This is a genomic window from Streptomyces coelicoflavus, assembly GCF_045041415.1.
Lineage (GTDB): Bacteria > Actinomycetota > Actinomycetes > Streptomycetales > Streptomycetaceae > Streptomyces > Streptomyces coelicoflavus.
The window spans coordinates 5,846,303-5,872,306 of sequence record NZ_CP108218.1; the positions used below are offsets into that span (position 1 = coordinate 5,846,303).

A 26,004-nucleotide genomic window follows, 5' to 3' on the forward strand; every position below is an offset into this window, starting at 1 on the left:
GTGCCGGGATCATGCGGCCGGGGGAGGGGAGAGAGCGGGCAGCCCGTCGCGGCAGGCTCAGCCGCAGCAGCCCCCGCCGCAGCAGCCTCCTCCGCCGCCACCCGACGAGGGCGCCGGCGCGGACGCGGAGGCCGAGCCGCCGACCGCGACCGTCGACAGCAGCTTCACCGTGTCGCCGTGACCCGCCGGGCAGGCGGCGGGAGCGGAGGACTCGGCCATGGGACGGCTCAGTTCGAAGGTGTCGCCGCAGGTCCGGCAGCGGTACTCGTAGCGAGGCATGCGCACAGGTTAACCGGCACGGCCGGCCGGCGGACCCGGTCGTCCCGGGTGATCAGTGACCGGCCCCGCGTTCCTCGCGGATCCGGGTGACCACCTGGGCCACCGTCTGCCGGACCGCCTCCGTCTCCGTCAGGAAGTGCCAGTAGTCGGGGTGCCGCCCCTCCAGCGTGGTGACCGCCCGCTCCAGCCGGGCCACGGCCTCGTCCAGGGGGCGCGCGTGGCGTGGCTCGGGGGTGTTGCGGCCGGCCATGGCCAGGCGCTGGGCGTCGCGGATGGCGAACCGGGTGCGTTCGATCTCCTGCTGCGGGTCCTTCTGCACGGCGTTCAGCTGCCGCAGCCGGTCGCCGGCCGCCGAGACGGCCTCGTCGGTCGAGTTCAGCAGCGCCCGCACCGTCGACAGCAGGGCGGTGGCGTCGGGCCAACGCTGCTCGTCGCGGGCGGTCCGGGCCTCGGCCAGCTTTTCCTCGGCCTGCCGGACCGATGCGGTGGCCTGCTCCGGCACGTGCTGGAGGTCCTGCCAGCAGGCGGCCGTGAAGCGCCGGCGCAGCTCGCTGAGGACCGGCTCGACCTGTCCGGTGCGGGTGGTCAGGGCCTGGGCGCGGGTGCGCAGGGAGACCAGCCGGTGGCCGGTCTCGGCGGCGCGCTCGGGCAGCCGTTCCGCCTCGGCGCGGACCGCCTCGGCCTCCCGGGTGACCCGCTCGGCGCGCTCGAGGGTCTGGGGCACCCCGTGCTGTCCCGCGCCCTGGTTCAGCCGGGTCAGCTCCGGGCCGAGACGGGCGAGACGGGTGGCGAGGTCGTCCGCCTTCAGACCGGACCCGCGCGCGGAGTCCAGGGCGTCGGAGGCGGCGAGCAGGGCCTGCCGGGCGCGCTCCACGGCGGGGGCAAGGCGCGCCAGCTGGGTCTCGGCCTTGCCGAGGAGGGGGCCGAGGCCCTCGGCGAAGCGGTCCAGTTCCTGCTTGACCCGGCCCAGCTCGGTCCTGGCCGCGGTCAGTTCGCCGCGGGCCTGCGCGGCGGCCGACGCCTCCAGGTCGTCCCGGTCCAGGTCGTGGGCGTCGACGGCACTGATGTACTGGTGGCTGACCTCGTCGATGCGCCGGCCGAGGGCCTCGAAGTCGCTGACCGCGCGCCGGGCGGCGGGGGAGGAGTCGACGGCCGCGATCGTCTCTATGGAGATCCGCAGGTCCCGCTGGGCGGTGTCCAGCTCGTAGAAGGCGGCGGCCGCGTCGTCCTTGGCGGTCTGGGCCTCGGCCCGCTGGCTCTCGGCCCGCCCGCCGAACCAGCGCCGGGTACCGCCCCCGGCGAACGCGGCGGGCAGGGCCAGCACGGCGAGCAGCGGCAGGCCCATCAGGGTGAGCGCGTCACGGACCGGCCGGGGCGCCCCGGGGCGGGAGCGGTGGGAGCGGCGCGGTGGGCGCTGGGCGCGCACCGCCGTCGGCGAGTCCGGCTGCGATGGCGTCGCCGTCACATCACTCTCCCGTGTCGTCCGTCCTGCCCGGGTTCATTCTCCCACCCGTTGAGGACGAACACACGGGCCGGTCAGTTCGCGGTTCGGACCGTGATCCTGCCGTCACCGGACCGGGCGTCGACCACGTGCGCGCTGGTGTCGTCCGTGGGCACCGACACGTCGACCGCGCCGTCGCCGGTGTCGGTGGACACCTTGTACGTGGCCCGGGGCAGCGAGATCGTCACGGAGCCGTCGCTCGTACGGGACTCCACCTGGTCCGGGACGGCGCCGAGGTCCAGCCGGACCGAGCCGTCGCCGGTGTGCGCGCTGACCCGGCGGGAGGAGACCGCGGCCCGTACGGAGCCGTCGTCGGTGCGCAGCTTCAGCGGCCCCGAGGAGTCGGTGACGTGCACGGAACCGTCGCCGGTACGGATGTCCAGCGCGTCCTCGAACCCGCTCGCCCGCACGCTGCCGTCCCCGTCCCGCACCTTGACGGCGATGCCGCGCGGCACCTCGACGCGGTGCTTGGCCGCGCAGTCGGCGATGATGCCGGAGCAGTGCATCCGCAGCACCAGCCGGTCGCCGTCCATCTTCCAGGTCGCCTCGGGGTCCGAACCGACGGCGACCGACCCGGAGAACCACCGGGTCACCTCGATCCTGCCGGACGCGTGGTCGTCCGAGGCGACGACTTCCAGGGCGGAGTCGTCGGTGTCCACGGTGAGGGTGCGGCCCGGCAGGTCGAACGACCGGTGCTCGGGGTCCTTGTCGTCCGACGCGGAGGCGCAGGCACTCAGGCCCGCGACGAGAACGGCGACGGCGCCGACGGCGGCGGACACGCGGACGGGAACGGTACGGGCGGGCATGGCGGTCTCCCCCTGGAACGGACGGCGAGGTGCCGCGCCCGAGGCCCTCCGCGGTGGCGGACGGCCCCCATCGGCGAGGCTCTTCGACCGTACGGAGCGCGGGCCCCCGCCGGGATCCGGACCGCTACCGGATCCGGGGTGGGGATAACCCCCGGCCCGCCGGCCGGGCACGGTGCGAACACGTTTGCCGGGCAGCGCCGCGGGCCATGTAGGCTGTCGACTCGTCCTGGGTGCGTAGCTCAGGGGTAGAGCGCCTGCCTTACAAGCAGGATGTCGGCGGTTCGAAACCGTCCGCGCCCACCAGGACCGGCGCCGTCGTCGGCGCGAAGGCCCCCGGAGTTCTTCCGGGGGCCTTACGCGTGCGCTCGTTCCCCGCCTCCCTAGGATGAGGTCCGTGAGAAGCCCCGAGCCGTACGTCCCGCGACCGCCCGCGCGGTGGTGGCGGGCCGTGTGCGTGCTCGGGCTGTTCGCCGGACTCCTCGGCATGCACGGGCTGGCGCCCGGCGGCGGCCTCCCGGAGCACTCCGCCGGGCATCCGCACGCGTCGGCGGCACCGATGGTCCCGTCCCCGTCCCCGTCCCCGGGCACGCATACGCGTGCGGCGGCGTCCTCGACGACGGGCGCGGGCACGGCGCACGCGGGCTGCCCCCAGGACGACGGCTCCTGCGGCGGCGGCCATCTCCGGCACGCCGACGCGATGTGCGCGTCCGGCGCGGTGAGCGACGGACCGGTGCTGCCGGCGCCGGTCCCCGACCCGGTCCCCGTCGTCGGGTGCGACGGGATCGTACGGGCGTACGCGGCCGGCGCACCGGACGGTGCGCGGGCGCCGCCCTCCCTCGCCGAACTCCAGCTCCTGCGGATATAGACACCGCCCCCGCACCCGCGCCGCCAGGGCGCGGCGCGGTGCACCGGCATGTCCATCCCCCCTCACAGCAGGAGTTCACGCATGACCAGCAGGACCAGCATCCGTATCCGCACGCGCCGTACCGCCCTGGCGGCGGCGACGGCCACCGCCGCGTTCCTCCTCGCCGCCTGCGGCGGCGACGGTGACGGCGGCAGCGGTCACGAGGGCCCGCACGCCTCCGCCTCCGCGGGCGCCGAGGCGGGGAGCACCGCCGGGAACGAGACCGGCGAGAACGCGCACAACGCCCAGGACGTCGCCTTCGCGCAGGGCATGATCCCGCACCACCGGCAGGCGCTCGAGATGGCACGGCTGGCCGCGGACCGGTCGGCGTCGGCCGGGGTCGAGGACCTCGCCGCGCGCATCGAGAAGGCACAGGACCCGGAGATCACGACCATGACCGGCTGGCTGACGGCCTGGGGCGAGGAAGTGCCGGAGTCGATGCCCGGCATGGACCACTCGGCGCACTCGGGCATGCCCGGGATGATGGGCGACGAGGACATGACGAAGCTGAAGGAGGCTTCCGGCCGGGAGTTCGACACGATGTTCCTGACCATGATGGTCGAGCACCACGAGGGTGCCGTCGAGATGGCCGGGACCGAGAAGGCCAAGGGCCGCTACGCCCCGGCCAAGGACCTCGCCGACGCCATCGCCACCGCGCAGAACGCCGAGATCACCGAGATGAACAAGCTCCTCGGCAAGGACGGCAAGGACGGCAAGGACGGCAAGGACGGCGGGAACGGCAACGACGGCGGGAACGGCAAGGACTGAGTCCGCGGCTCCTCGGCCCGGCCCACGGGTCCCGCCCGCGCGCGACGTCCTCAGGCGTCCCCGGGCGGGGCCTCGTGGGCGCGCTTCAGTGCCGACCGGGCGCTCACCTGGTCGGGGCCGGTGATCTCCGACCAGTAGCGATGGGTGCTGACGAACACGGCCAGCTCGCGCTCGCGCTGCCGGAGCTTCTCGACCTCGGCCTGGTCGTCCGCCGACCAGCCGGGCGAGGCCGGGCGCTCGACCTTGCGCCAGCCGTTGTCGTCACTGAACCCGTCGAGCGGTTCGACGGACCACGGCAGTCTCTTCAGCAGGGTCGCCAGCTCGGCCCGGACCTGATGCAGTTCCTCCTGACCGGCGAGGAGGTCACTGGGGAAATCATAGGTCGTAGCCACATTCCAATGATACGCCTGTTCGATTTTGAGGCGCGCGTTCCCTTCGGTGGTTCACGCGAAAGGGTGGCGCCGAGGCCTCGGCCGACTGTCAGACCCCTGCCCTACCGTGAAAGACATGGACGGCGTGGACGAGTTCGACGGCGGGCGGACCGGGGCGGGCGGGGAGCGGGTCGACCTGGTCCCCTGGGCGGAGGGGGACCTGTGGCTGCTGCGCAGGCTCAACAGCCCGGAGATGACGGCGCACCTGGGCGGCCCGGAGAGCGAGGAGCAGCTCCTGCTCCGCAACCGCCGGTACGTGGAGCCGGCGCCGGGGCGGATGTACCGGGTGACCCTGGCGGCGGGCGGTGAGACCGTCGGCTCCGTCGGGTACTGGCGGCGGACCTGGCAGGACACCGAGGTCTGGGAGACCGGCTGGGGCGTGCTGCCCGAGTTCCAGGGGCGCGGCCTGGCCGTGCGGGCGGCCCGCGCCGTCCGGGAGGCGGCCCGGGCGGACGGGTCCCACCGGTACCTGCACGCGTTCCCGAGCGTCGGCCACGCCGCGTCGAACGCGGTCTGCCGGGGAGCCGGGTTCACGCTGCTCGGGGAGGCCGACTTCGAGTATCCGAAGGGCCACTGGATCAGGTCCAACGACTGGCGCGTGGACCTGGAGAGGGAGGACTGACGTCATGTGCCGCAGCATCAAGACCCTGCGTCCGCCGGTGCTGGCCGAGGAGGCCACCGAGGACGAGATCAGGGCCGCAGCCCTTCAGTACGTACGCAAGGTCTCCGGGTTCCGTGCGCCCGCCGCGCACAACCAGGAGGTCTTCGACCGCGCCGTCGAGGCCGTCGCCGAGGCCACGGCCGAGCTGCTGGCCGACCTGGAGATACGGGGAGGCGCCGGCGCGCGCCGGGCTTCCTGACGCCGTCCGGCGCGACCGCGCCCGGCCCGTGCCGCTACGCGCCGCGCCGCGAAACCTGCCGCCGTTACGAGACCGGTGCCGCTACCGGGCCGGTGCGCCTACGAGGCCGGTGCCGCTACGGGCTGGTGCGCCTACGAGGCCTCGGTCGTCCGGGGCTGGCGGCGCATCAGGTACGCCGCGCCCGCCCCCGCGCCGAACAGCGCCGCCAGCGACACGCCCGTCGCCAGCCAGCTCGCGCCCAGCCACTGGCCGCCGAAGTAGCCGAGGGCGACGCTGTAGGCGGCCCAGGCCAGCCCGGCCAGGGCCGACCAGGGGAGGAACTCGCGGACCCGGCGATGGGCCGCGCCGGCGACCAGCGAGACCACCGAGCGGCCGGCCGGGGCGAAGCGGGCCAGGACGACGAGGGCGCCGCCGCCGCGGGCCAGGGCGCCGCCGAGACGTTCCTGCGCGGTGGTCAGCCGCCGGGACCGGGCGATGGCGCGGTCCAGTCGCGCCCCGCCGCGCCAGGCGAGGCGGTAGACGGCCAGGTCGCCGAGGACGGAGGCGGTCGCCGCGCAGAGCGTCAGGACGAGGATGTCGGGGACGTCCTGCGGCACCCGTCCGGCGGCCGCCGCTCCCGAACCGGCGGCCGCCGCCGTCGCCGCCGTGATCACCAGGACACCGCTCGGCAGCACCGGCAGGAAGATGTCGAGCAGCACCGAGACGGCCACCAGCGCATAGATCCACGGGCTGCTGACCAGTGCCCCGACGACTCCCAGACTCTCCACGACCACAACTCCCCGATGACTCCCCCGTGGGCCGGGCCTGCCGCGAGACGCGGGGACGGCAGGAGCGGCCAATGACAGCCATACAGCGTACGCCGGGGGTGTGACAGCGGGTTCACAGGGGGCTCGTGTGTTCGGCGCGTGACGTTCACACCGCTGTCGACCGCGCAGGGCTCCACCGGCGTGCGTGACGCCGGGGAGCCCCGCGCGGTCCGGTCAGGCCGCGACCGGCGTCTTCGGTTCCGGGGCGGGCTGCTTCCGCTCGGACGTGCGCCGGGCGAGGAGCCGGTCCAGGCCGAAGGCGCCGGAACCGGTGACGGCGAGCAGCAGGAAGGCCCAGCAGAACATGGCGGGCGCCTCGCCGCCGTTCTCCAGCGGCCACAGGGCGCCCGGCTGGTGCACCTTGAAGTACGCGTAGGCCATCGAGCCGGAGCAGATGACCGCCGCCGGGCGGGTGCCGAGGCCCAGCAGGACGAGGCCACCGCCGACCAGCTGGATCACGGCCGCGTACCAGCCCGGCCAGGTGCCCGCGTCGATGGTGCCGCCCGATCCCGCCGCGCCGCCGAGGACGCCGAACAGGGAGGCGGCGCCGTGGCAGGCGAACAGCAGGCTGACGACTATGCGGAACAAGCCGAGTACGTAGGGCTGGGCGTTGGTGCCGTTGAGGCGTTCGGGCATGGGGGGTTGCTCCTTCGGTCGACCGGCCGAGGGCGCGGCCGGCGGGGGACGGAACCGAGTGGGCTGCCCACGTTAGGTCTGCCTAACGAGTACTTGCAAGTTCAACATTTAGCCATAGCCTGACGTGCGGTCACCTGTACGGCATGGACGCCGAGGCAGGTGGGAGCGCTCCCACGCCCGCGGTGCGGCCTGCGGACGTGACTCAATTCATACCCCGGCCCGCCCGCCGCACGCCCCGCCCGGCGTGTCCCGCCTACGCCAGTTCCCGGTCCGTGATCGTCCGGAGTGCGTTCGTGCCGTCGCGGTTCGCCCGGGCCTGTTCCAGGCGCAGTCGCGCCGACCGGCCCCGCAGCGTCAGCGTCATGATCTGGTTGCCGAACCAGGGGCCGCCCGTCCTGCGCCAGCTCACCGCCGGCGGCGCACAGCGTCCGTGCCGGGCGATGCGCCGCCCGAGCGCACGCGCCGGGGCGCTCCAGCCGAAGCGGAAGCCGAGGCGGATCGAGAGCGGCACGGAGTTGTGCACCGGGGAGCAGGTCAGCTGGGCCACCCGCGCATCGGGCGCACGCCCCGCCCACGAAGGCTCGGCCACGTAGGCGTGGTGGACGTCGCCCGACAGCACGCTCACCGTCGCGGGCGCCCCCGGTCCCGTACCGGCCTCGGCGATCAGGTCGCCGAGCGCGTCGAAGGACGACGGGAACGCGGCCCAGTGCTCGAGGTCGGCCCCGCGCCGGATCCACTCACCGCGCCGCGCCCAGCGCTCGCCCCGCTCGCCGCCGCACATCGCGGCGTTCCACGCCTCCACGTCGTGCACCAGGTGGGGCAGCAGCCAGGGCAGGGAGGTACCGATCAGCAGGTGGTCGTACGCACTGTTGCTGTCGCTGTCGCTGTCGCTGTCGCTGTCACTGTCGCCCCGTCCCTCCAGGATCTGTTCGCGCAGCCAGGCGGCCTCGCCCGGGTCGAGCATCGTGCGGCGGTCCTCGTCCAGGACGCGTGCCGCGCGGGAGTCCACCATCAGCAGCCGGGTGCGCCCGAAGTCGCGCCGGTAGCTCCAGCGGACGGAGGCCGGGTCGGAGTCCGCCCGGGCGGCGAACGCGCGCAGGGCGTCGGTGCCGTCGGGGGTCTCGCGGACGGCGGCGTAGAGCGGATCGGCGGCCAGCTCGTCGGGCGAGAGGTTGCCCAGCTGCTGGTACACCCAGTACGACATCAGCCCGCTCAGCAGCCGCTCCTGCCACCAGTCGGTGGCCCGCATGTCGGCGAGCCAGGCGGCGGAGGTGTTCCAGTCGTCGATGACGTCGTGGTCGTCGAAGATCATGCAGCTGGGCACGGTGGACAGCAGCCAGCGCACCTCGGGGTCGAGCCACGATTCGTAGTAGAGGCGGGTGTACTCCTCGTAGTCGGCGATCTGGTCGCCGGGGGGCCGGTCCAGGTCGCGGCGGCCGGCGAGCCAGTGGCGGGTCGCGTCGGAGACCTCGTCCGCGTACACCTGGTCGCCGAGCAGCAGCAGGACGTCGGGGCGGGCGCGCTCGGGGTCGGCCGCGACGCGGGCGGAGAGGGTGTCCAGGGCGTCCGGGCCCACCGAGTCCTTGCCGCCGGCCGGTGGCGCGGCCCAGCGGCAGGAGCCGAAGGCGACGCGCATGCCGTCATCGTCCGTGGGCGTGGCGATCACCGAGGCCGGGAAGCGGGAGTCGGCCGGCGGCCACACGCTCGCGCCGTCGAGGAACACCTCGTACTCCGTCGCCGTACCGGGGGTCAGACCGCCGACCGGGACCAGGGCGTAGTGGTGGCCCGCGATCCGGAAGGTGCGGGCCGTGCCCCGGGAGCCGTCGGCGCAGCGCACCTCGGCGGTGCAGGGGCCGCTCGTCTCCACCCAGACGGTCGCGCACGAACCGTCGGCGTACCTCAGCAGTGGGCCCAGGCGCAGTCCCGCCATGATGATCCTCTCCTCCGTCGCACCGTACGGTACGGAACGACGGAGGCCGGCGGGGAGGTTCCGGGCCGAACGGATGGACGAACGGACGGTGGACGGCGCGTCAGCAGTTCGCGAGGTAGCCCTGGAGGGCGGACTTCTCCGCCGAGTCGACCGAGAGGTCGTAGTAGTACTTCACCTGCACCCAGGCGCGCACGTACGTGCAGCGGTAGGCGCTGCGCGAGGGCATCCAGGTGGCCGGGTCCTGGTCGCCCTTGGACTGGTTGACGTTGTCGGTGACCGCGAGGAGCTGGGGCCGGGTGAGGTCGTTGGCGAAGGACTGCCGGCGCGAGGTGGTCCAGGAGTCGGCGCCCGAGTCCCAGGCTTCGGCGAGGGGGACCATGTGGTCGATGTCCACGTCGGAGGAGGCGGACCAGGTGGCGCCGTCGTACGGGGAGTACCAGGTGCCGCTGGTGGCGGCGCAGGAGGAGTTGGTGACGACGTCCTCGCCGTCCCGCTTGAGGATCGTCTCGCGGGTGTTGCAGGTGCCGGACTGGGTGATCCAGTGCGGGAAGAGGTCGCGGTCGTAGCCGGTGCGGTCCTCGGAGGCCACCGTGAGGGAGGAGAGGTAGGTGCGGGCGGTGGCGGCGCTGACCGGGGTGGGGAGGGCGGCGGAGGCGGCCGGGCCGTTGAGGAGCCCGGCGGAGGCTATGAGCCCGGTGAACGCGGCGAGGAAACCGAGCCGTCGACGCGCGTAGAACTTCGGCATGCGAACTCCCTTGAGGTGTGGGGGCGTTGGGGCGCGGGCAAGGCAATGCTCGCGACGCCGCATGACGCACAGGTGTGCGGTCGGTAAGAAGCTAGTGACGTGTGCATGGCACGTCTAGGAGTGCGACGTGACTCGTCACAGGACCTTGACGGGAGTCGGTGCGGGACCTTCGGCCCTCGGGCCCGTCCGGAGGTTCGCGTACTATGGACGGCGCAGAAGGGGAGTAGCTCTTCGCCGGACCGTCGACATACTGCTCAGCCCGCCTGAGCCGGCGCCCGGAGGCAGGCCTCGTACGCGAGGCGGGCCAGCGAGACCTTCGGCAAGCAGTGCACGCCCGTGCCGCATGGCACGGGTGGATCCGTGTGCTGCCGTGCCGAGGTGTCGCGCGTCGCGGAGATCGTGAAATCCGCGCAATCAGCACTCTCGGTGGGGTGGCCCCGACCGATTGAGGAATCTTGATCAGCCTGACCGTGACGGCGCTCGTCTTCGGTGTCGTCTTCCTCGCCGAGCTGCCGGACAAGACCGCCCTCGCCGGCCTCGTCCTCGGCACCCGCTACCGCGCCTCGTACGTCTTCGCGGGCGTCGCCGCCGCCTTCCTGCTGCACGTCGTGCTCGCGGTCGCGGCCGGCAGTGTGCTGACCCTGCTGCCGCAGCAGCTCGTGCACGCGATCACCGGTGTGCTGTTCCTCGGCGGTGCCGCCGTGCTGCTGATGAAGAAGGACGACGAGGACGAGGAGGTCCGCAAGCCGCGGGACCAGTCCTTCTGGAAGGTCTCCGGGGCGGGATTCATGCTCATCCTGGTCGCCGAGTTCGGTGACCTGACGCAGATCATGACGGCCAACCTCGCCGCCCGCTACGACGATCCGCTCTCCGTCGGCCTCGGTGCGGTGCTCGCGCTGTGGGCGGTGGCCGGGCTCGGCATCGTCGGTGGGAAGGCCCTGATGAAGCGGGTGCCGCTGGCGCTGATCACGAAGATCGCGGCCGTGCTCATGCTGGGCCTGGGCGTGTGGAGCCTGTGGGAGGCGATCAGCGGCTGAGTGCCGGCCGGCACGGGCCGCCACCGGTCCGCGGGGGCGGTCGGCGGGGGTGGTCGGCGGGGCCGGGCGGGTATCGGTGGCGGGGGCCGCCTGGCGCGATCCCCGCTCCGTTTTGTACCGTGGATGAACAAAGTGGCTCCCGCCCGTTCTCCCTGACCGGCGGGCGGGGCCACCTTGTTTCTCCTCCCCGCGCCTTGGAGTCTGCCGATGACGGCCACCGCCACCACCGTTCTGCCCGCCCGTGCCCTGCTGCTCGACATGGACGGCACCCTCGTCAACTCGGACGCCGCCGTCGAGCGCGTCTGGCGGCGCTGGGCCGACCGGCACGGGCTGGACGGCGACGAGGTCATGAAGGTCGTCCACGGACGGCAGGGCTACGCCTCGATGGCGCTGCTGCTCCCGGACCGGCCCATGGAGCAGAACCACGCCGACAACACGCGCATGCTCGCCGAGGAGACCGCCGACACCGAGGGCGTCGTCGCGATCCCCGGGGCGCCGGAGTTCCTCGCCTCGCTGCGCGGTCTGCCGCACGCCCTGGTGACCTCGGCCGACGTGGCCCTGTCCACCGCGCGGATGGCCGCCGCCGGGCTCGCACAGCCGGACGTCCGGGTCACCGCCGAGTCGGTCGGCGCGAGCAAGCCCGACCCGGAGGGCTTCCTGAAGGGCGCCGCCGAGTTGGGCATCGCCCCCGCCGACTGCATCGCCTTCGAGGACTCCGGCGCCGGCATCGCGGCCGCGCGCGCCGCCGGCATGCGGGTCGTCGGGGTCGGACCCCGCGCCGGGCTCCACGGGCCGGACGTGGTCGTGGAGGACCTCACGCGGGTACGCGTCGAGTCCGACGCGGACGGCACGCTGCGCCTGCACATCGGCTGACGGGACAGCCGGGACAGCCGGCGGGGGCCCGCCTGCGCGGGTTCTTCGCCCGTCCCTCCTGCGGTCTACCGCTGTCGCGGCTCCGACTCGAGCCTGCGGCGGGTGTCCGGGCCGTAGACGCCGACCCCGTCGGTGTAGATGCCGCGGTACCACTGGTACTGGCGGACCGCGTCCTCGACCTGGCGGTTGAAGTTGCCGTTGAAGTCGCCCCAGTACATGTTCATCCCTCGCAGGCGCTGCTGGAGTTCCGCGACCTCCGGGCCCTGGTCGCCGCGCTGGAGCGTGGGGCCGTCGCCCGGGGCGAGGCCCTCTTCCCCGGACTCCGGCGGCGCGTCCTCGGCCGGTGCGGTCGTGCTCTGCGTCGGCTCGGCCGGCCGGGACGCCGTGGGCGAGGCGCTCGACGGGGACGGCGAGGCGGAGGCGCTCGCGCTCGCCGAGGCGGAGGCGGACGCCGACGGAGACGGGGACGGGGAGGGGGAAGCGGAGGGTGCCGACGAGGCCGGGGAAGCGCTGGGTTCCTCGCTCGGTGACGCCTCGCCGGTCGACGGGTCCGGCACGCTCGCCCGGACCTCGTCCGGCAGGGCGCCGTCCCGCGACGGGGTGTCGTACGAGAACAGCCCGCTGGCGTATCCCGCCGCGCCGACCACGACCGCGACCGCTCCGGCCGCGCTCAGCAGCAGGCCCTTGCGGCGCCCGCGCGAGGGCCGTCCGCCACCGCTCGCGCCCCCCGTGCCCGGGCCCGGCCGCGAGACCTGCGGAAGGGGCGCGGTGGCGGAAGCCTCGAACAGGCGCAGGTCGTGCGCGCTGGGCGAGCCGGCCGACGGGGCGAGCGGCGTCGACAGTGCGGACGCCGCCTCCGTGCCCCCGTCGCGCGAACCGGCACCGGCACCGGCGCCGGCGCCCGCACCTCCGTCCGCACCCGCACCCGCACCGACCGCGCGCAGTGTCATGGTGGCGTCCGGGTCGGACGCGGTCCCGTCGGAGCGCTCACCGGAGGCCCCGGACGCGCCGGGTGCCTCAGGCGTACCGGAGGGCTCCGCGGCCCCGTCCAGCTCGACGTACGGCCGTATGCGCAGCGGGTCGAAGTCCTCCGCCGCTGCCGCCCGGGCCGTGCGCGCGTCGCGCAGGGCGTCGGACGCCCGTGTCCCGCAGGCGCAGGACGGGGTGTTGTCCGCCGCTCTGGGCGTGCCGCACTCCGGGCACGAGGCCCTCCCCGGCCGCTCCTGCGACGGCTGCTTCTCCTGCTCCACGCGTTCGTCCCTCCCCTCGCGCCCCTCGCGACTCCCCTCGCGAACTTCAGAGATTATGCAGATCTTCTCCACACTTCCGCGCACACGCCCCCGGAATACCGGCTTCCTGGAGGACTGAAACGGCCATATCCGGTCACACCGACCAGGATGGGCAGCGCGTGTCGGCACGCGCGCGAGTCATGACATCCGTGGAGGTCCACATGGCCGGAGAGGTGCGCGAGGCGGCGGAGGCGGACCCGGGGCGGGGGCCCGGGGCGCCGGAGGAGCGGGAACAGGTCGCCGGCGGTGTGCTCGTGTCCATCGGGGCCCTGCTCCTCGGCATGCTGCTCGCCGCGCTCGACCAGACCATCGTCTCGACGGCGCTGCCGACCATCGTCAGCGATCTGGGCGGTCTCGAGCACCTGTCCTGGGTGGTCACCGCGTACCTCCTGGCGGCGACCGCCGCGACACCGCTGTGGGGCAAGCTCGGCGACCAGTACGGGCGCAAGAAGCTCTTCCAGCTCGCGATCGGGATCTTCCTGGTCGGTTCCGCGCTGTGCGGCATCGCGCAGGGCATGGGTCAGCTGATCGCCTTCCGCGCCCTGCAAGGGCTGGGCGGCGGCGGGCTCATGGTGCTGTCGATGGCGATCGTCGGCGACCTGGTCCCGCCCCGCGAACGCGGCCGGTACCAGGGGCTGTTCGGCGCGGTGTTCGGCGCGACCAGCGTGCTCGGGCCGCTGCTCGGCGGGGTCTTCACCGAGCACCTCAGCTGGCGCTGGGTCTTCTACATCAACCTGCCCATCGGCGTCGTCGCCCTGGCCGTGATCGCGGCGGTCCTGCACATCCCGCGCCGCACCACCCGGCACGTCATCGACTACCTCGGCACCCTCCTCATCGCCTCCGTCGCCACCTGCCTGGTCCTGGTGGCCTCGCTCGGCGGCACGACCTGGGCCTGGAGCTCCCCGCAGATCATCGGGCTCGCGGTGCTCGCGGTGGTGCTGGCCGTGCTCTTCGTGGCCGTGGAGCGCCGGGCGGCCGAGCCCGTCCTGCCGCTCAAGCTCTTCCGCGTCCGCACCTTCACCCTCTCCGCCGTCATCAGCTTCGTCATCGGCTTCGCGATGTTCGGCGCGATGACCTACCTGCCGACGTTCTTGCAGGTCGTGCGGGGTGTCACCCCCACCATGTCCGGTGTGTACATGCTGCCGATGGTGTTCGGCCTGCTGCTGTCGTCGACCGTCTCCGGGCAGATCGTCAGCCGCACCGGCCGCTGGAAGGTCTTCCCGGTCGCCGGCACCGCCGTCACCACCCTCGGACTGCTCCTGCTGCACCAGCTCGACGAGAACAGCGCCACCGCCGAGGTGAGCGCCTACTTCTTCGTCTTCGGCCTGGGCCTCGGCCTGGTGATGCAGGTCCTCGTCCTCATCGTGCAGAACGCCGTCGCCTACGAGGACCTGGGCGTCGCCACCTCCGGCGCGACCTTCTTCCGGTCCATCGGCGCCTCGTTCGGCGTGGCCATCTTCGGCACGGTCTTCGCGAGCCGACTCGCCGACCAGCTCACCGACGCCTTCCGGGGCGCCGCCCTGCCGCCCGGCGTCTCCGTGGACACCCTCAAGGCCGACCCGCGCGGCATCGGCGCCCTGCCGCCCGCGCTGCGCCCCGAGGCGATCCACGCCTACGCCTCCTCCATCACCGACGTCTTCCTGTACGCCGCCCCCGTCGCCCTCGTCGCCTTCCTCCTGGCCTGGTTCCTCAAGGAGGACCGGCTGCGCGGCTCGGTCACGGCCCCGGACGCCACCCAGACCCTGGCCAGCAACCCGGTGGAGCGCTCCTCGCACGACGAGGTGTGCCGCGCCCTGTCGGTGCTCGGCACCCGGGAGGGCCGCCGGGAGATCTACCGCCGGATCACCGCACGGGCGGGGTACGACCTGCTGCCCGCGTCGAGCTGGATGCTGCTGCGGGTCCGGAGGTACGGCCGGGTGGAGCCGGCCCAGCTCGCGGAGCGCAGCCCCGTCCCGCTGGCCACCGTGATGGCGGCCGCCCGCCAGGTCGAGGAGCGGCACCTGGCCGTCCGTGAGGGCCCCGACCTGGTCCTCACCGGCCGCGGGCGCGAGGTCGCCGAACGGCTGGCGCTGGCCCGCGAGGACTCCCTCGCCGAACTGCTCGGCGACTGGTGGGGACCCGACCGCCCGACCGACCTGGTGCAACTGGTGCACGAGTTGACCGGAGAACTGTGCGGCTCGGAGCGGGAGCGTCCGCAGGACCGGCGCACGGGACGCGGGGGTGAGGAGCGGCGCAAGGGGCGTACGCCCGCACGGGCCGGCTAGCGGGGCGCCGTCAGGAGTCGCGGCGCAGCGGCTTGGTGAACCAGTGCTCGGCGTAGGGACTCTGGTTGTACGCGTCGGTCTCGGTGTAGCCGAGGCGCGCGTACAGGGCGCGGGCCTCGACCAGGTCGCCGCGCGTGTCGAGGAGCATGCGCCGGGCCCCGAGCGTCCGCGCCACGTCCTCTGCGGCCCGCACGAGCAGCGCGGCACCGCCCCGGCCGCGCATCCCGGCGCACAGGAACACCCGCTTCAGCTCGGCGGTCGTGTCGTCCAGCAGCCGTACGCCGGAGGTACCGGCCGGTTCACCGGCGTAGCGCGCGACCAGCAGCCCTCCCCGGGGCGGTGCGAGGTCGGCACCGGACTCCGCGGCGATCTCCCGCTCCAGCTCGTCGGGGTCGGTGGAGCGCCCCTCGTACAGCTGGTACCAGCGGTCGCTCACCTCCGTGTAGTACGCGCGCCACAGGGCGGCGGCGACGGGGGAGTCGTACGGTTCCGGGGCGACGGTCCAGGTCATGACCGGCATTGTCGGCAGGGGGCCGGTGGGCCGGGCAAGCGTATTTTCCCACCGATGCGCCCTCGGCGCACGCCGTGCGCCGTTTGAGCGCGGCCTCGGGGGCAACACGAACGGCGAACCGGCCGCTCTGAGAGCCGGCAGGCCGAAAACCCGGAAGGCACTCATGTCCACTGGCGTGATCATCGCTCTGATCGTGGTCGTGGCGGTCGTGCTCGTCGCCGCGGCCGTCCTTGCCCTGCGCGCACGGGGCCCCCAGCACGGCGGAAGTCTGAAGCGCCGCTTCGGGCCCGAGTACGACCTGGCCGTGGCCCGGCACGACGGCGACACCAAGGCCGCCGAACGGGAACTGACCGAACGGGTGCGACGGCACGGGTCGTTGCGCACACGGCCCCTGGAGTCCGCCGAGCGCGAGCGTTTCGAGGCGCGCTGGACCGCGGCCCAGGAGCGCTTCGTCGACTCCCCGCGCGAGGCGGTCGCCGAGGCGGACCGGCTGCTCGCGGAACTCGCCGGCGCGCGGGGCTTCCCGGACGGCGGGCAGTACGAGGAGCAGCTCACGGCGCTGTCCGTGCACCACGCCCACCACGTCGAGGGCTACCGCCGCGTGCACCGCGTGACCCACGCGCGCGTGGACGACGCCCGGGAGGGCGATGGCACGGGAACGGAGGAGATGCGCGCCTCCATGGTCGAGGCCCGCGCCCTGTTCGAGGCCCTGATGCGCCCGGCCCGCCACGACGGCGGCGACGGGCGGCGGACCGGCACGGAAGCAGGCGAACCGGCACCGGCACCGGCGTCGACCCCCGGGGCCCGAGCACCGCACGGGTGGTCGCTCGGCAAGCGCCGGCCGAAGGAGAGCTGAGGCAATGTCCGACGTGACAGGCACAACAGGCACCACAGGCAAGACCGGCCGCACGGTTGCCGACCGCGGCACCTCTGCCGATCCCGGTCCCGGCACCGCCGACCCCGGCTCGGTCGCCGACCCCGGCGCGGTTGCCGATCCCCGCACCCCTCCCGGTCCCGGCACCGCCGTCGACCCCACCCCCAACTCCGGCGCCGCCCCCGGCACCAGGGCAGGCGGCGACGCCGCCACTGCCGCCGTGGCCCGCACCGCCGCCGGGGCAACCCCGGCGACCACCCCCGCGTCGGCCTCCGCGCTCCTCCCGCCCGGTGCGTCCGAGCGGCTCGGTGAGCGGCTGCACCACGCGGTGGCCGGGTTCGTGGACGCGCCGCGCGCCTCCGTCGAGGAGGCCGACCGGGTCCTGGAAGAGGTCGCCGCCGCCTTCACGGACGCCGTGGCGCACCGTAGGCAGACCCTGCGCACCTCCTGGCACGAGCCCGGGGAGGGCGGGGACGCGACCAGCACGGACACCGAGCAACTCCGCCTGGCCCTACGGGACTACCGCGAGCTGGCGGACCGTCTGATGCGCCTGTGAGCGACGGGCGTCACCGCTCCGCCCGGCCCTCCCGCCACCGCCGTACGACCTCTTCGACGTCGTAGGGCTTCAGACCCAGTGGGGGGCCGGGCGGCGGTTTGAACATGACGTCGCGGATCTTGACGTTGATCTCCTCGACGATGCGGCGGACCACCCGCTCCGACGGGGCCTTCGCCGCCGCCTCCAGGGCGTCCTCGGCCTCCTTGCGGAGGGCCAGTGTGGGCGGCAGTACGGAGAAGCCCTCGCGGGCCATCTTCCGCTTGACCCACCACAGTTCGTCGTAGGTGCTGTCCATCTCGCTCGGCAGGGGCTTGCCGACGCCGGGCAGTTCGGCGAACTCGCCGCGCGCGTCCGCATCACGGATCTGTTTGTCGACCCAGGACTCGAAGTCGACGCCGGGTGGCTTTCGCTCGGTCATGACCCCATTGTGCCGGACAGCACACCACCGGTCGATCTATCATGCGGCGGCGACAGGCCAACGGACCTCGAAGGAGCGCACGTGCTCGAACTCACCATGGCCGCCGTCACCGCGGCGGACGCGGGCGCCACGGCCGGCATGCAGATGGCCGACGCGCCCAGCGAGCCGGACGCGGTGCTGCGCGTGGGCAGGGACAGGTCCGTGTGCCGGCTGTCGACGCCGGACGACTGGCTGTTCGTCTCCCGGGTCCACCTGGAGTTCCGCTGCGGAGCCGACGGCACCTGGCGGCTGAGCTGGCTGCGCGGTTCCCAGCCGGACCCCTCCAGCGAGGTACGGCTGACCATCGGCGAGCACTTGCAGTCCCTGCCGTACGGCGGCACGGTGCCGCTGCCCAGGGGCGGCAGCGGCGAGGTCGTGGTCCAGGACCGCGCGGAGCCGCGCAGCGTCAACGTCGGCTTCTACCACGAGGCGTAGCCGCTCGGCGGGGTCAGGCCAGCACGCGCGCCAGCGCGAAACCGTCGTACCCCTTGGTGCCGACCGTCTGGACCGCGGTGCCGCTGAGCCGCGGATGGCTGCCGATCAGCTCGATGGCGGCGCGGGTGCCGCGCACGTCGTCGCCGGTGTCGTCGGCGTCGGCCACGCGGCCGCCGCGGACCACGTTGTCGATGACGATCAGGCTGCCGGTGCTGGTGAGTCTGAGGGCCCACTCGAGGTAGTGCGGGTTGTTGCCCTTGTCGGCGTCGATGAAGACCAGGTCGAAGGGCGGCGGGTTCTCGTCGGCGAGCTTCGGCAGGGACTCCAGCGCGGGACCCACCCGTACGTCGACGAGGGCCTCGAGGCCGGCGCGGGCGATGTTGCGGGTGGCCACCTCCGCGTGCCGGGCGCTGTACTCCAGGGTGACCAGGCGGCCGTCGGAGGGCAGGGCGCGGGCCAGCCAGATGGTGCTGTAGCCGCCGAGGGTGCCGATCTCCAGCACGGTGCGGGCGCCCTGGATCTGGGCGAGGAGCTGGAGGAGCTTGCCCTGGTTGGCGGCGACGTTCACCGGGGGCAGCCCGGCGGCGTCACTCTCCGCGCGGGCGGCGGCCAGGGCGTCGTCGTCCGGTGCGAGGTGGGTGATGAAGTAGCTGTCGACGTCGTCCCAGACCTGTGACTCGCTCATGCGGGGCCTCCCGTGTACGTCGTGACGTGTTCCCGGTGTGCGGGCCGGACCCGTGCCCCGAGGCGGAAGAGCTGGCGGGAGCCGCCCTCCGGGCCGGGGGCGACGACTTCGGCGGGGGTGAAGCCGAGGCGCTCGTAGAAGACGCGGGCGCCGCTCTCGGTGGCGCCGGGGTGGTCGGCGCCGAAGGTGACCACCTCGACGTCGGCCGGTTCCCGCACCCACCTACGCATCGCGTCCCGCATCAGCGCACGGCCGACACCGCCCGCGCGGGCCTGCCGGGACACGACCAGCCAGTGGACGTGGTGGACCGGCGGGTCCGTCTCCGTGTCCGTGCCGAACAGGAGCCCACCGAGCAGCTCCGCGCCCGCACCCGGCCCCACGTCGGTGTCCGGGGCGACGGCGACCAGGGCCGCGCCCCGGCGGATGTGCTCGCGCACCGCGTCGTGGAATCCGGCCTCCTCGACCATCGGGCCGAACCAGTGCTCCACCTGGCCCGCCAGGCCCAGGAATCCGGGGAAGTCTCGCTCCTCGGCGAGTCTGACCATCATCCCGGCAGTCTCTCAGACGGGGGCGATCAGCGTCGTCCGTCCACCGCGGGTGCCGAGCCCGGCAGCGGGCGGCCCGCCGACTCCGTCATGAACCACACCGCGACGCCGCCGACCACGGCCGCGGCCATCATGTAGTACGCGGGCATCATCATGTCGCCCGTCGCGCCGATCAGCGCCGTCACCACCAGCGGTGTCGTCCCGCCGAACAGGGACACCGACACGTTGAAGCCGATCGACAGCGAGCCGTAGCGCACCCGGGTCGGGAAGAGGGCGGGCAGCGCGGACGGCATCGAGGCGGTGAAGCAGACCAGCAGCAGGCCCAGCGCGCCCATGCCGAGGGCGACCGCGAGCAGGCTGCCCTCGCGGATCAGCAGCAGCGCCGGGACGGACAGCAGCAGGAAGCCCGCGCAGCCCGCCGCGATCACCGGCCGCCGGCCGACCCGGTCGGTCAGCGCGCCCGCGAACGGCTGGACGACCATCATCAGGGCCATCACGCCCAGCACCACGAGCAGCCCGTGCGTCTCGTCGTACTTCAGCTCGCTGGTCAGGTAGCTCGGCATGTACGACAGCAGCATGTAGTCGGTGACGTTGAAGACCAGCACCAGGCCGACGCAGAGCAGCAGCGCCCGCCACTGACCGGTGACCATCTCGCGCAGCGGCACCTTCACCCGCGCCGTCTCCGCCTTCTCCACCTCGGCCGCGAACGCCGGGGTCTCCTCGAGCCGCATCCGCAGGTACAGGCCGACGATGCCCATCGGGCCCGCGATCAGGAACGGGATGCGCCAGCCCCACGACATCAGGTCGCCGTCCGACAGCAGCGCCGTCATCAGCGTCACCAGACCGGCGCCGCCGATGTACCCGGCGAGCGTGCCGAACTCCAGCCAGCTCCCGAGGAAGCCGCGGCGCCGGTCCGGCGCGTACTCGGCGATGAAGGTGGACGCGCCCGCGTACTCGCCGCCGGTGGAGAAGCCCTGCACCAGCCGGGCGAGCAGCAGCAGTACCGGCGCCCAGACGCCGATCGTCGCGTACGACGGGATCAGGCCGATCGCGAACGTGCCCGCCGCCATCATGATCATCGTGACGGCGAGCACCTTCTGCCGCCCCACCCGGTCCCCGAGCGGACCGAAGACCATGCCGCCGAGGGGACGGACCAGGAACGCGGCGGCGAAGGCGCCGAAGGTGGAGAGCAGCTGCGCGGTCGGGTTGCCCGACGGGAAGAAGACCTTGCCCAGCGTCACGGCGATGTAGCTGTAGACGCCGAAGTCGAACCACTCCATCGCGTTGCCCAGCGCCGCCGCCTTGACGGCACGCCGGACGAGCGCGGGATCGGTGGCGGTGGGGGCGCCGGAGGCACGCGGGACGGGTGCGGGGGTCGTGCGGGACGGGGGAGTGGCGACGGGGGCGGCCGACAAAACTACGCTCGCCTGCTTTCGACGGGGACAGGGACGGAGGCGGGGGAACGCCGTGTGTGACCCGTACGGCGGCGCTGTCGCCGGGCCGGAAAGAGCCCGCGGCACTCGGCCACGGGCAGAAAAGCGACCATAGGCGCTGATGCTCCGCTTACGCCCGGTATGCTTTTCGTTGCAGTGTGCACCGAAATGGCGTACATGCAGGGGACATGCGCGCGCCGTGCGCGGTTCCCCCGGCCGCGAGCTGTGATCCTTCTCGCTCCCCGGATCGAAAAGCGGGCGGCTGTCAGGTTGAGTGGGGGGCGACCGCGTCTTCCTCCGAAGGTGGTGCGAGCCTCATAGGGTTCGCAGGGACGACACACCGCGTACACGAACGCGGTACGTAGGGTACGTGCGGACGGTACGAACGGGGCGGGAGGCCGACGAGGCGTGGCGAATGCGGAGCACAGTGGGCGACCGGCGGAGTCCTTCGGAGCCGCGGCCGCCGACGCGACCAGAGCACGGCTGCGCGTAGCACGCCTCGGACTGTGGCTGATCGCCGCCGTCCTGGCCGTACGGCAGGTGGCGGCGGTCCTCGGCACCCCGCGCGGGGAACGCCTGACGGACCTGGAGACCTGGGTCGGTGAGCACGGCGTCCTGCACGTGGAGGGGTCGCTGTACGACTCCACTCAGTTCACCGGCACGCCGTTCGTCGGGCTCGTCCTCAAACCCTTCACCCGCGCCGCCGAACAGGCCCTCGGCTGGGGCTGGACCTTCGGCTCGCTGCTGCTGGTGGTGGCCCTCGGCCTGGTCGCCGCCCGCGCCCTGCCCCAGCCCGTCGGTCGCCGTACGGCGCTGTTGGCGGCGCCCGTCGCCATCAGCCTGCTGATGCTGTCCCTCCCGGTGCGCAACGCGTTCTGGCTCGGCCAGACCAGCATCATCCCGGTCCTGCTGGTCCTGCTGGGCTGCTTCGCCGTACGCGGGGCGCGGGGCGACCGGGTGGGCGGCGTGCTGATCGGCGTCGCCGCCGCCTTCCAGCCGACCGTCCTCCTCTTCGTCCCCCTGCTGTGGTTCACCGACCGCAGACGCGCCGCCCTGTCGACCGGGATCACGTTCGCCGCCTGCACCGCCGTCGCCTGGGCGGCGATGGCGCAGGACTCGTACACGTACTGGGTGCACCACATGGCCGGTGTCGGCCTGGGCGGCGAGGCCGACGACCTCGCCAACCAGTCGCTGCACGGCGTCCTGCTCCGCCTCGGCCTGAACGGCCCGCTGGAGATCGCCCTCTTCCTCCTGCTCGGCGCCGCCGTCGCCGTCCTCGCCCTGCGCCGCGCGGTGCGCTACGCCCGTGACGGCCAGCTGCTGCTCGCGGTGGCCGTCACCGGCTGCGCGGCCGTCGTCGTCTCCCCGGCCACCTGGCAGCACCAGCTGTTGTGGGTGCTGCCCGCGCTCGTCGGCCGGGTCGGCAAGCGGGCCTCCGACCGGTACGTGTGGCCGGTCGCCGTCGTCCTGGTGATGACGCTGCCCGCGAAGATGATGCTGCCGAACATGGCGGCGCTGTACCCGCTGCGGGACAACGTCGTGCTGCTCGCCGCGCTGGCCGCCGCCGTCGCCGTGCCCTTCCTGCCGCGCACGTCGCCCTACTTCGAGAACCCGACCCCGACCGCCTACGCGCCGCCGGTCCCGGCCCGCTTCAAGCACGTCCCGCTGCTGCCCTTCCTGCGCCGGGTCCTCACCCGCCCCAACCTCCTCCTCGAGCTGCTGCTCATCCGGGTCACCTACGCCGCCTACTCCCAGGTCCGCCTCGCCGCGACCGGCGGCAGCAACTCGGCGGGCCGGGCGCGGGCCGAGGAGCACGGGACGCAGATCCTGGACCTCGAGCGGTTCCTGCACATCGACATCGAGCACACGATCAACCACGCGGTGGTCGGCGTCGGCCGGCTGCGGGACTTCTTCGACTTCTACTACACGTCGTTCCACTTCATCGTCCCGCTGACCGTCCTGGGCCTCCTGTACTGGCGCCGTCCGGTCGACTACCGCTGGGCCCGCGCCTCCCTCGGCTTCGCCACGCTGCTGGCCCTGGTCGGCTTCTGGCTCTACCCGCTGGCCCCGCCGCGGCTGATGCCGGGCCTCGGGATCATCGACACCGTGCACGGCGTGCAGGACTTCTCCAAGCCGGACTACGGCACGCTGACCCACCTCACCAACCAGTACGCGGCGATGCCGTCGCTGCACTTCGGCTGGTCGCTGTGGTGCGGGGTGGTGATCGCGGTCATCGCGCCGAGGATGTGGATGAAGGCGCTGGGCCTGCTCCACCCGCTCTTCACCGTCTCGGCGATCGTGGCGACCGGCAACCACTGGGTGCTGGACGCGGTGGGCGGCGCGGCCGTGGTCGCGGCGGGCTTCGGGCTGACGTACTGGTTCCAGGGCCCGCGGGCCCGGACGGCGGTGGCGGTGGCGGCGGCGAAGGAGGCCGCGGAGCCCGCGGAACCCGCGCCCGGCGTCAGCAGCGGCCCCCCGACCCCGGCGAAGGACCGTACCGCGAGCTGATCCGGTACTCGCCCGGCTCGTCGACCGTCAGCCGGGTGAACTCGCCCTCCTGCACGAGACACCCGCCGTCGCTGCGCAGCCACGGCGACCAGGCGACCCGCACGGTCACCGCGCCGGGCCGCGCCACGCGCAGTACGAGGTCGGCGGGGCCGGTGGACACGACGGTGCCGGGCGCGGAGACGAGCGGTACGGCGTCCCGCACCCGGTAGACCTGCCAGTGCGCGTCCCGCCAGACGGGCTCCAGCCACTCGGGCCGCCGCTCCGGGTCCCGGACCAGCTTCGCCTCGGCCCGCGCCGGACCGTCCGGCTTGCCGAGCGGGGCGACGACGAAGCCGACCGCCCACCGGTCCAGCCACTCCCGGTAGGTGGCCGCCGAGAAGCTGCCGTCGTAGAAGAGGCGTCCGCGTTCCACATCGAGCTGCCGGTTCCAGCCGCGGGCCATGTTGACGTGCGGGGCGAGCAGGGTGGCCTCGCGGTGGTTGCGGGCGGGCACCACCTCCACCCGCGTCCGGTCGGCGCCGAGCCCCTCCAGGGCCGCCACGACCCCGTCCGTCTCGGCGGCCCAGGCGGGCACGACGGTGGACACTCTCAGGTCGCTCACGGTCTTGCCGCCCACCCACCACACGGAGTAGGCGAGCGCGACGGCCAGCAGCCCCCGCGCGAGCCGCCGCACCCGGTCCGCGGTGAGCGCGGGCGGGGCGGTGAGCAGGGCCGCCAGCAGCACGGCGGGCGCGAACAACTCGGCGAACCGTTCGACGTTCGTCCCGACCGGCGAGGCGATCAGATACGTCAGCACGGTCCCCAGCGCGTACACGGCCCCGCTCCACCGGGCGACCCGCCAGGTACGCGGGGCCAGCACGGTGACGGCGAGGCCGAGCAGGACCGGCGGCCAGATGCGGGCGAACGGCATCGGCTGCTCCCCCGTGAAGGGGAAGAACAGCGTCGTCAGCCCGACCACGGCCGCCGGGGGTATGAGCAGGACGAGGGCGCGCCCCCAGTCCCGTACGAGCAGGAACGCGGCGCCCACGACGGCCACGAACAGCCCGGCCACCGGCGAGGCCATCGTCGCCAGCGCCGCGTACCCGGCGCCGAGCCACAGGCGCCGCTCCCGCACCAGCGGCACGCAGGCCGCCAGGGCGAGCGCGACGCCGAGCGCGAAGGTGGCCCGGCCGGAGGCGACGTCGCACCACAGTGCGAGGGAGGCGAGCAGCGCGGGCCACACGGGCCGGCGCACCCCGCCGCGCACCATCAGCACCGCCGCGAGCCAGGAGGCGGCGAGCCCGGACACCACCGTGACGGTGCGGACACCGACCAGCGCCATCAAGTACGGCGAGAAGACGCTGTAGTTGGCGGTGTGCATCCCGCCGTACCAGAACAGCCCGTACGCCGAACCCCCGTGGTTCGAGGCGAAGTCGGCCCACGCCTCCTGCGCGGCGAGGTCCCCGCCGCCCGTCGCGAGAAACGCCCACCACACCGCGTACAGCGGAATGGTGGGCAGGGTCGCGAGCAGCGGCACGCGATGCCGGCGACCGAAGGCGCGCAGGGCGTTGCCCGGACGTCTGTCCCGGAGCTGTTCGGGCCGGGGGACGGTGAGTTCGGCAGGGGCCACGGTCGGGGTTTCCGTTCGAGGTCATCGAGGGTGCCCGGGTGGACACACGTGCGAAGACGATAAATCGAACAGAAACGTTGGCCCGGACCGGGTCCCGCTCGCGCTCCCGCTCCGGCCCGCTCCGGCTCAGACGGTGCCGGAACCGGCCCCCTTGCCGGGGGTCCAGTCCCAGTCCACGATCTTCTCGGCGAGCTTCGGCAGCCTGTCGTCACCGGGCTTGACGTCGATGTAGAACAGCGCCTCGTCCGGGTGCTTGTCGTCGCCGCCCCAGCGGACCACACCGCCGCACTCCGCGAGGATGTCCCGGATCGCCGTCAACTGCTGCGGGAAGAAGCCGCCCCGCACTCCCGACGGGTAGGAACCCGGCCGGATCTGGACCGCCGTACCGGACGCCTGGTTCGACTCGGCCATGCCCTTGCGGACCGTGGAGGGGTGGCGCCAGCCGGTCACGTCGCCGTGGCGCAGTTCGTCGACCTCGTAGTGGAAGCGGCGGACCACATGGACCAGCACGGTTTCGACGTCGCCCATGCGTACCTGGACGCCGTCGACCGGAAGGCCCGGTACGGGTCTGGTGTAGACGTGCCCGCGGTTGTCGGCGGTCTTCTCCATCTCCCAGCCGTTGCGGGACGGGACGCCGCTGAGCACGCGCTTGTTGCGCTCCTGCGCCTTGCGCACCGACTCGCGGAGCTTGTCGGGCTCCGGACCGGCCGGCTGCGCGAGGGCGGGGGAGGACAGCACCTGGGAGCCGACGGCGGCCCCGGCGGCCAGGAAGGCGGCACGGCGCAGGACGTGGCGGCGGGACAGGGGGGTGGTCACGTGTGGGTGCCCTTCTTGTGGTGTGCGATGACGAGCCAGGTCAGGACGAGCGCGCAGATGCCGAGCAGCAGGGTGGCGGGGTTGAGGTAGGACGGGACGACCGCCTCGGTCACCCGGCCGTCACCGGCGCGGCAGCCGAAGTGCAGCGGCACGAAGGTCGGTTCGTAGCCGGTGACCCTGCCTTCGACGGCCTTCGCACAGGCCTCGGCCTGGGCGTGGTCGTCGAAGAAGAACAGGTGGAGCAGCCCCCAGGTGTACATCCCGACCGCCGCGTCCCAGGCCAGTGCGGCCGCCGGACCGAGGAGGGTCGTGCCCCTCCGGCGGGCCCGCACCAGGCCGGTGACCGCGCGGACCGTGAGCCACACCACGGCGACGAGACCGGCCAGCAGCAACAGCAGCAGGACGGCACCCTCGTGCTCGGCGTAGGGCTGGTCGCCTGACATGTG

28 protein-coding genes and 1 tRNA gene are annotated in these 26,004 nt (G+C 73.5%); 12 read left to right on the forward strand and 17 right to left on the reverse strand.

From position 1 onward, the window contains the following. Positions 1-57: 57 nt before the first annotated feature. From OHA99_RS26015 to OHA99_RS26025, 3 genes are all read right to left on the reverse strand, one after another. On the reverse strand, positions 58-279 hold the full coding sequence (locus tag OHA99_RS26015) for a zinc ribbon domain-containing protein (RefSeq protein WP_087793020.1): 222 nt from the start codon (positions 277-279) through the stop codon (positions 58-60). Positions 280-331: 52 nt separating this feature from the next. Then, a complete protein-coding gene (locus tag OHA99_RS26020) occupies positions 332-1,744 on the reverse strand; it encodes a hypothetical protein (protein ID WP_366471968.1) in 1,413 nt (470 codons plus the stop codon). Between the two features lie 71 nt (positions 1,745-1,815). After that, positions 1,816-2,586 (reverse strand): DUF4097 family beta strand repeat-containing protein, encoded by a 771-nt coding sequence (locus OHA99_RS26025; RefSeq protein ID WP_153180067.1) that lies wholly within the window; start codon positions 2,584-2,586, stop codon positions 1,816-1,818. 228 nt (positions 2,587-2,814) lie between these two features. Between OHA99_RS26025 and OHA99_RS26030 the strand changes: the two genes are divergently transcribed. The 3 genes from OHA99_RS26030 (at position 2,815) to OHA99_RS26040 (ending at position 4,258) form a co-directional block, all read left to right on the forward strand. After that, positions 2,815-2,889, forward strand: a tRNA-Val gene (locus tag OHA99_RS26030). A 91-nt stretch (positions 2,890-2,980) separates the two neighbouring features. After that, a complete protein-coding gene (locus tag OHA99_RS26035) occupies positions 2,981-3,451 on the forward strand; it encodes a DUF6153 family protein (RefSeq protein WP_405698077.1) in 471 nt (156 codons plus the stop codon). Positions 3,452-3,532: 81 nt separating this feature from the next. Beyond that, complete coding sequence (locus OHA99_RS26040; protein ID WP_405698079.1) at positions 3,533-4,258, forward strand: DUF305 domain-containing protein; 726 nt, start codon at positions 3,533-3,535, stop codon at positions 4,256-4,258. Positions 4,259-4,308: 50 nt separating this feature from the next. On the opposite strand, the gene OHA99_RS26045 is transcribed toward OHA99_RS26040, so the two are convergent. After that, positions 4,309-4,650 carry a hypothetical protein gene (locus OHA99_RS26045; RefSeq protein WP_153180070.1) on the reverse strand — a complete coding sequence of 114 codons (342 nt, stop codon included), beginning with the start codon at positions 4,648-4,650 and terminating at the stop codon, positions 4,309-4,311. Between the two features lie 115 nt (positions 4,651-4,765). Between OHA99_RS26045 and OHA99_RS26050 the strand changes: the two genes are divergently transcribed. Together OHA99_RS26050 and OHA99_RS26055 are read left to right on the forward strand one after the other, a co-directional pair. Beyond that, positions 4,766-5,311, forward strand: a complete 546-nt coding sequence (locus tag OHA99_RS26050; protein ID WP_405698081.1) for a GNAT family N-acetyltransferase — start codon at positions 4,766-4,768, stop codon at positions 5,309-5,311. Positions 5,312-5,315: 4 nt separating this feature from the next. After that, positions 5,316-5,549 (forward strand): DUF2277 domain-containing protein, encoded by a 234-nt coding sequence (locus tag OHA99_RS26055; protein WP_153180072.1) that lies wholly within the window; start codon positions 5,316-5,318, stop codon positions 5,547-5,549. Between the two features lie 131 nt (positions 5,550-5,680). Here the strand turns inward: OHA99_RS26055 and OHA99_RS26060 are convergent, their stop codons facing one another. The 4 genes from OHA99_RS26060 to OHA99_RS26075 all read right to left on the reverse strand — a co-directional run bounded on the left by OHA99_RS26060 (position 5,681) and on the right by OHA99_RS26075 (position 9,666). Then, positions 5,681-6,322, reverse strand: coding sequence for a DedA family protein (locus OHA99_RS26060; protein ID WP_164384931.1), 642 nt, complete (start codon positions 6,320-6,322; stop codon positions 5,681-5,683). A gap of 207 nt (positions 6,323-6,529) precedes the next feature. Further along, positions 6,530-6,991 (reverse strand): DoxX family protein, encoded by a 462-nt coding sequence (locus OHA99_RS26065; RefSeq protein WP_153180073.1) that lies wholly within the window; start codon positions 6,989-6,991, stop codon positions 6,530-6,532. Between the two features lie 253 nt (positions 6,992-7,244). Next, on the reverse strand, positions 7,245-8,921 hold the full coding sequence (locus tag OHA99_RS26070) for an alkaline phosphatase D family protein (protein ID WP_405698084.1): 1,677 nt from the start codon (positions 8,919-8,921) through the stop codon (positions 7,245-7,247). Between the two features lie 100 nt (positions 8,922-9,021). After that, positions 9,022-9,666 (reverse strand): HNH endonuclease family protein, encoded by a 645-nt coding sequence (locus OHA99_RS26075; protein WP_007449118.1) that lies wholly within the window; start codon positions 9,664-9,666, stop codon positions 9,022-9,024. Positions 9,667-10,121: 455 nt separating this feature from the next. Between OHA99_RS26075 and OHA99_RS26080 the strand changes: the two genes are divergently transcribed. Together OHA99_RS26080 and OHA99_RS26085 are read left to right on the forward strand one after the other, a co-directional pair. Then, positions 10,122-10,703, forward strand: a complete 582-nt coding sequence (locus tag OHA99_RS26080; protein ID WP_153180075.1) for a TMEM165/GDT1 family protein — start codon at positions 10,122-10,124, stop codon at positions 10,701-10,703. A 207-nt stretch (positions 10,704-10,910) separates the two neighbouring features. Next, positions 10,911-11,576: an HAD-IA family hydrolase gene (locus tag OHA99_RS26085; RefSeq protein ID WP_153180076.1), complete on the forward strand. Its 666-nt coding sequence runs from the start codon at positions 10,911-10,913 to the stop codon at positions 11,574-11,576. Positions 11,577-11,641: 65 nt separating this feature from the next. Here the strand turns inward: OHA99_RS26085 and OHA99_RS26090 are convergent, their stop codons facing one another. Beyond that, entirely contained in the window at positions 11,642-12,826 is a 1,185-nt protein-coding gene (locus OHA99_RS26090; protein ID WP_405698087.1) for a peptidoglycan-binding protein, read from the reverse strand. 200 nt (positions 12,827-13,026) lie between these two features. Here OHA99_RS26090 and OHA99_RS26095 point away from each other — a divergent pair, with 200 nt between their 5' ends. Beyond that, positions 13,027-15,129 (forward strand): MFS transporter, encoded by a 2,103-nt coding sequence (locus OHA99_RS26095; protein ID WP_153181995.1) that lies wholly within the window; start codon positions 13,027-13,029, stop codon positions 15,127-15,129. 10 nt (positions 15,130-15,139) lie between these two features. Here OHA99_RS26095 and OHA99_RS26100 read toward each other — a convergent pair whose 3' ends face one another. After that, a complete protein-coding gene (locus tag OHA99_RS26100) occupies positions 15,140-15,640 on the reverse strand; it encodes a GNAT family N-acetyltransferase (RefSeq protein WP_366471976.1) in 501 nt (166 codons plus the stop codon). A 163-nt stretch (positions 15,641-15,803) separates the two neighbouring features. On the opposite strand from OHA99_RS26100, the gene OHA99_RS26105 reads away from it, so the two are divergent. Both OHA99_RS26105 and OHA99_RS26110 read left to right on the forward strand, forming a co-directional pair. After that, positions 15,804-16,496 (forward strand): hypothetical protein, encoded by a 693-nt coding sequence (locus OHA99_RS26105; protein WP_153180079.1) that lies wholly within the window; start codon positions 15,804-15,806, stop codon positions 16,494-16,496. A 4-nt stretch (positions 16,497-16,500) separates the two neighbouring features. Continuing rightward, on the forward strand, positions 16,501-17,070 hold the full coding sequence (locus tag OHA99_RS26110; RefSeq protein WP_153180080.1) for a hypothetical protein: 570 nt from the start codon (positions 16,501-16,503) through the stop codon (positions 17,068-17,070). Positions 17,071-17,080: 10 nt separating this feature from the next. Here OHA99_RS26110 and OHA99_RS26115 read toward each other — a convergent pair whose 3' ends face one another. Then, a complete protein-coding gene (locus OHA99_RS26115) occupies positions 17,081-17,488 on the reverse strand; it encodes a DUF1992 domain-containing protein (protein ID WP_007388412.1) in 408 nt (135 codons plus the stop codon). Between the two features lie 81 nt (positions 17,489-17,569). On the opposite strand from OHA99_RS26115, the gene OHA99_RS26120 reads away from it, so the two are divergent. Beyond that, entirely contained in the window at positions 17,570-17,962 is a 393-nt protein-coding gene (locus OHA99_RS26120) for a hypothetical protein (RefSeq protein ID WP_164243925.1), read from the forward strand. Between the two features lie 13 nt (positions 17,963-17,975). Here the strand turns inward: OHA99_RS26120 and OHA99_RS26125 are convergent, their stop codons facing one another. From OHA99_RS26125 to proP, 3 genes are read right to left on the reverse strand one after another with little or no spacing between them, the layout of a single operon-like run. Next, positions 17,976-18,647 (reverse strand): O-methyltransferase, encoded by a 672-nt coding sequence (locus OHA99_RS26125; RefSeq protein ID WP_405698090.1) that lies wholly within the window; start codon positions 18,645-18,647, stop codon positions 17,976-17,978. Then, a complete protein-coding gene (locus OHA99_RS26130) occupies positions 18,644-19,195 on the reverse strand; it encodes a GNAT family N-acetyltransferase (protein ID WP_266571908.1) in 552 nt (183 codons plus the stop codon). Before OHA99_RS26130 ends, OHA99_RS26125 begins: the two co-directional genes overlap by 4 nt. 26 nt (positions 19,196-19,221) lie before the next feature. Next, the gene (gene proP, locus OHA99_RS26135) at positions 19,222-20,607 is read right to left on the reverse strand and encodes a glycine betaine/L-proline transporter ProP (RefSeq protein ID WP_381606475.1); all 1,386 of its coding nucleotides are present in this window, start codon (positions 20,605-20,607) and stop codon (positions 19,222-19,224) included. 426 nt (positions 20,608-21,033) lie between these two features. On the opposite strand from proP, the gene OHA99_RS26140 reads away from it, so the two are divergent. Then, positions 21,034-23,133: a bifunctional glycosyltransferase 87/phosphatase PAP2 family protein gene (locus OHA99_RS26140; RefSeq protein ID WP_366471979.1), complete on the forward strand. Its 2,100-nt coding sequence runs from the start codon at positions 21,034-21,036 to the stop codon at positions 23,131-23,133. Here OHA99_RS26140 and OHA99_RS26145 read toward each other — a convergent pair. From OHA99_RS26145 to OHA99_RS26155, 3 genes are all read right to left on the reverse strand, one after another. Next, entirely contained in the window at positions 23,087-24,742 is a 1,656-nt protein-coding gene (locus OHA99_RS26145; protein ID WP_153180085.1) for a hypothetical protein, read from the reverse strand. The genes OHA99_RS26140 and OHA99_RS26145 overlap by 47 nt on opposite strands. A gap of 126 nt (positions 24,743-24,868) precedes the next feature. After that, positions 24,869-25,558, reverse strand: coding sequence for a hypothetical protein (locus tag OHA99_RS26150; protein WP_405698093.1), 690 nt, complete (start codon positions 25,556-25,558; stop codon positions 24,869-24,871). Beyond that, positions 25,555-26,001: a hypothetical protein gene (locus OHA99_RS26155; protein WP_153180087.1), complete on the reverse strand. Its 447-nt coding sequence runs from the start codon at positions 25,999-26,001 to the stop codon at positions 25,555-25,557. The genes OHA99_RS26150 and OHA99_RS26155 overlap by 4 nt, the downstream gene beginning before the upstream one ends. Positions 26,002-26,004: the final 3 nt, after the last annotated feature.

Coding starts and splice junctions, on each gene's coding strand:
- OHA99_RS26040 (WP_405698079.1), top strand. CDS start 3,533: ATGACCAGCAGGACCAGCATCCGTATCCGCACGCGCCGTACCGCCCTG.
- OHA99_RS26050 (WP_405698081.1), top strand. CDS start 4,766: ATGGACGGCGTGGACGAGTTCGACGGCGGGCGGACCGGGGCGGGCGGG.
- OHA99_RS26095 (WP_153181995.1), top strand. CDS start 13,027: ATGGCCGGAGAGGTGCGCGAGGCGGCGGAGGCGGACCCGGGGCGGGGG.
- OHA99_RS26110 (WP_153180080.1), top strand. CDS start 16,501: ATGTCCGACGTGACAGGCACAACAGGCACCACAGGCAAGACCGGCCGC.
- OHA99_RS26125 (WP_405698090.1), bottom strand. CDS start 18,647: ATGAGCGAGTCACAGGTCTGGGACGACGTCGACAGCTACTTCATCACC.
- OHA99_RS26100 (WP_366471976.1), bottom strand. CDS start 15,640: ATGACCTGGACCGTCGCCCCGGAACCGTACGACTCCCCCGTCGCCGCC.
- OHA99_RS26130 (WP_266571908.1), bottom strand. CDS start 19,195: ATGATGGTCAGACTCGCCGAGGAGCGAGACTTCCCCGGATTCCTGGGC.
- OHA99_RS26155 (WP_153180087.1), bottom strand. CDS start 26,001: ATGTCAGGCGACCAGCCCTACGCCGAGCACGAGGGTGCCGTCCTGCTG.
- OHA99_RS26025 (WP_153180067.1), bottom strand. CDS start 2,586: ATGCCCGCCCGTACCGTTCCCGTCCGCGTGTCCGCCGCCGTCGGCGCC.
- OHA99_RS26055 (WP_153180072.1), top strand. CDS start 5,316: ATGTGCCGCAGCATCAAGACCCTGCGTCCGCCGGTGCTGGCCGAGGAG.
- OHA99_RS26070 (WP_405698084.1), bottom strand. CDS start 8,921: ATGGCGGGACTGCGCCTGGGCCCACTGCTGAGGTACGCCGACGGTTCG.
- OHA99_RS26105 (WP_153180079.1), top strand. CDS start 15,804: ATGTCCACTGGCGTGATCATCGCTCTGATCGTGGTCGTGGCGGTCGTG.
- OHA99_RS26075 (WP_007449118.1), bottom strand. CDS start 9,666: ATGCCGAAGTTCTACGCGCGTCGACGGCTCGGTTTCCTCGCCGCGTTC.
- OHA99_RS26115 (WP_007388412.1), bottom strand. CDS start 17,488: ATGACCGAGCGAAAGCCACCCGGCGTCGACTTCGAGTCCTGGGTCGAC.
- OHA99_RS26015 (WP_087793020.1), bottom strand. CDS start 279: ATGCCTCGCTACGAGTACCGCTGCCGGACCTGCGGCGACACCTTCGAA.
- OHA99_RS26085 (WP_153180076.1), top strand. CDS start 10,911: ATGACGGCCACCGCCACCACCGTTCTGCCCGCCCGTGCCCTGCTGCTC.
- OHA99_RS26065 (WP_153180073.1), bottom strand. CDS start 6,991: ATGCCCGAACGCCTCAACGGCACCAACGCCCAGCCCTACGTACTCGGC.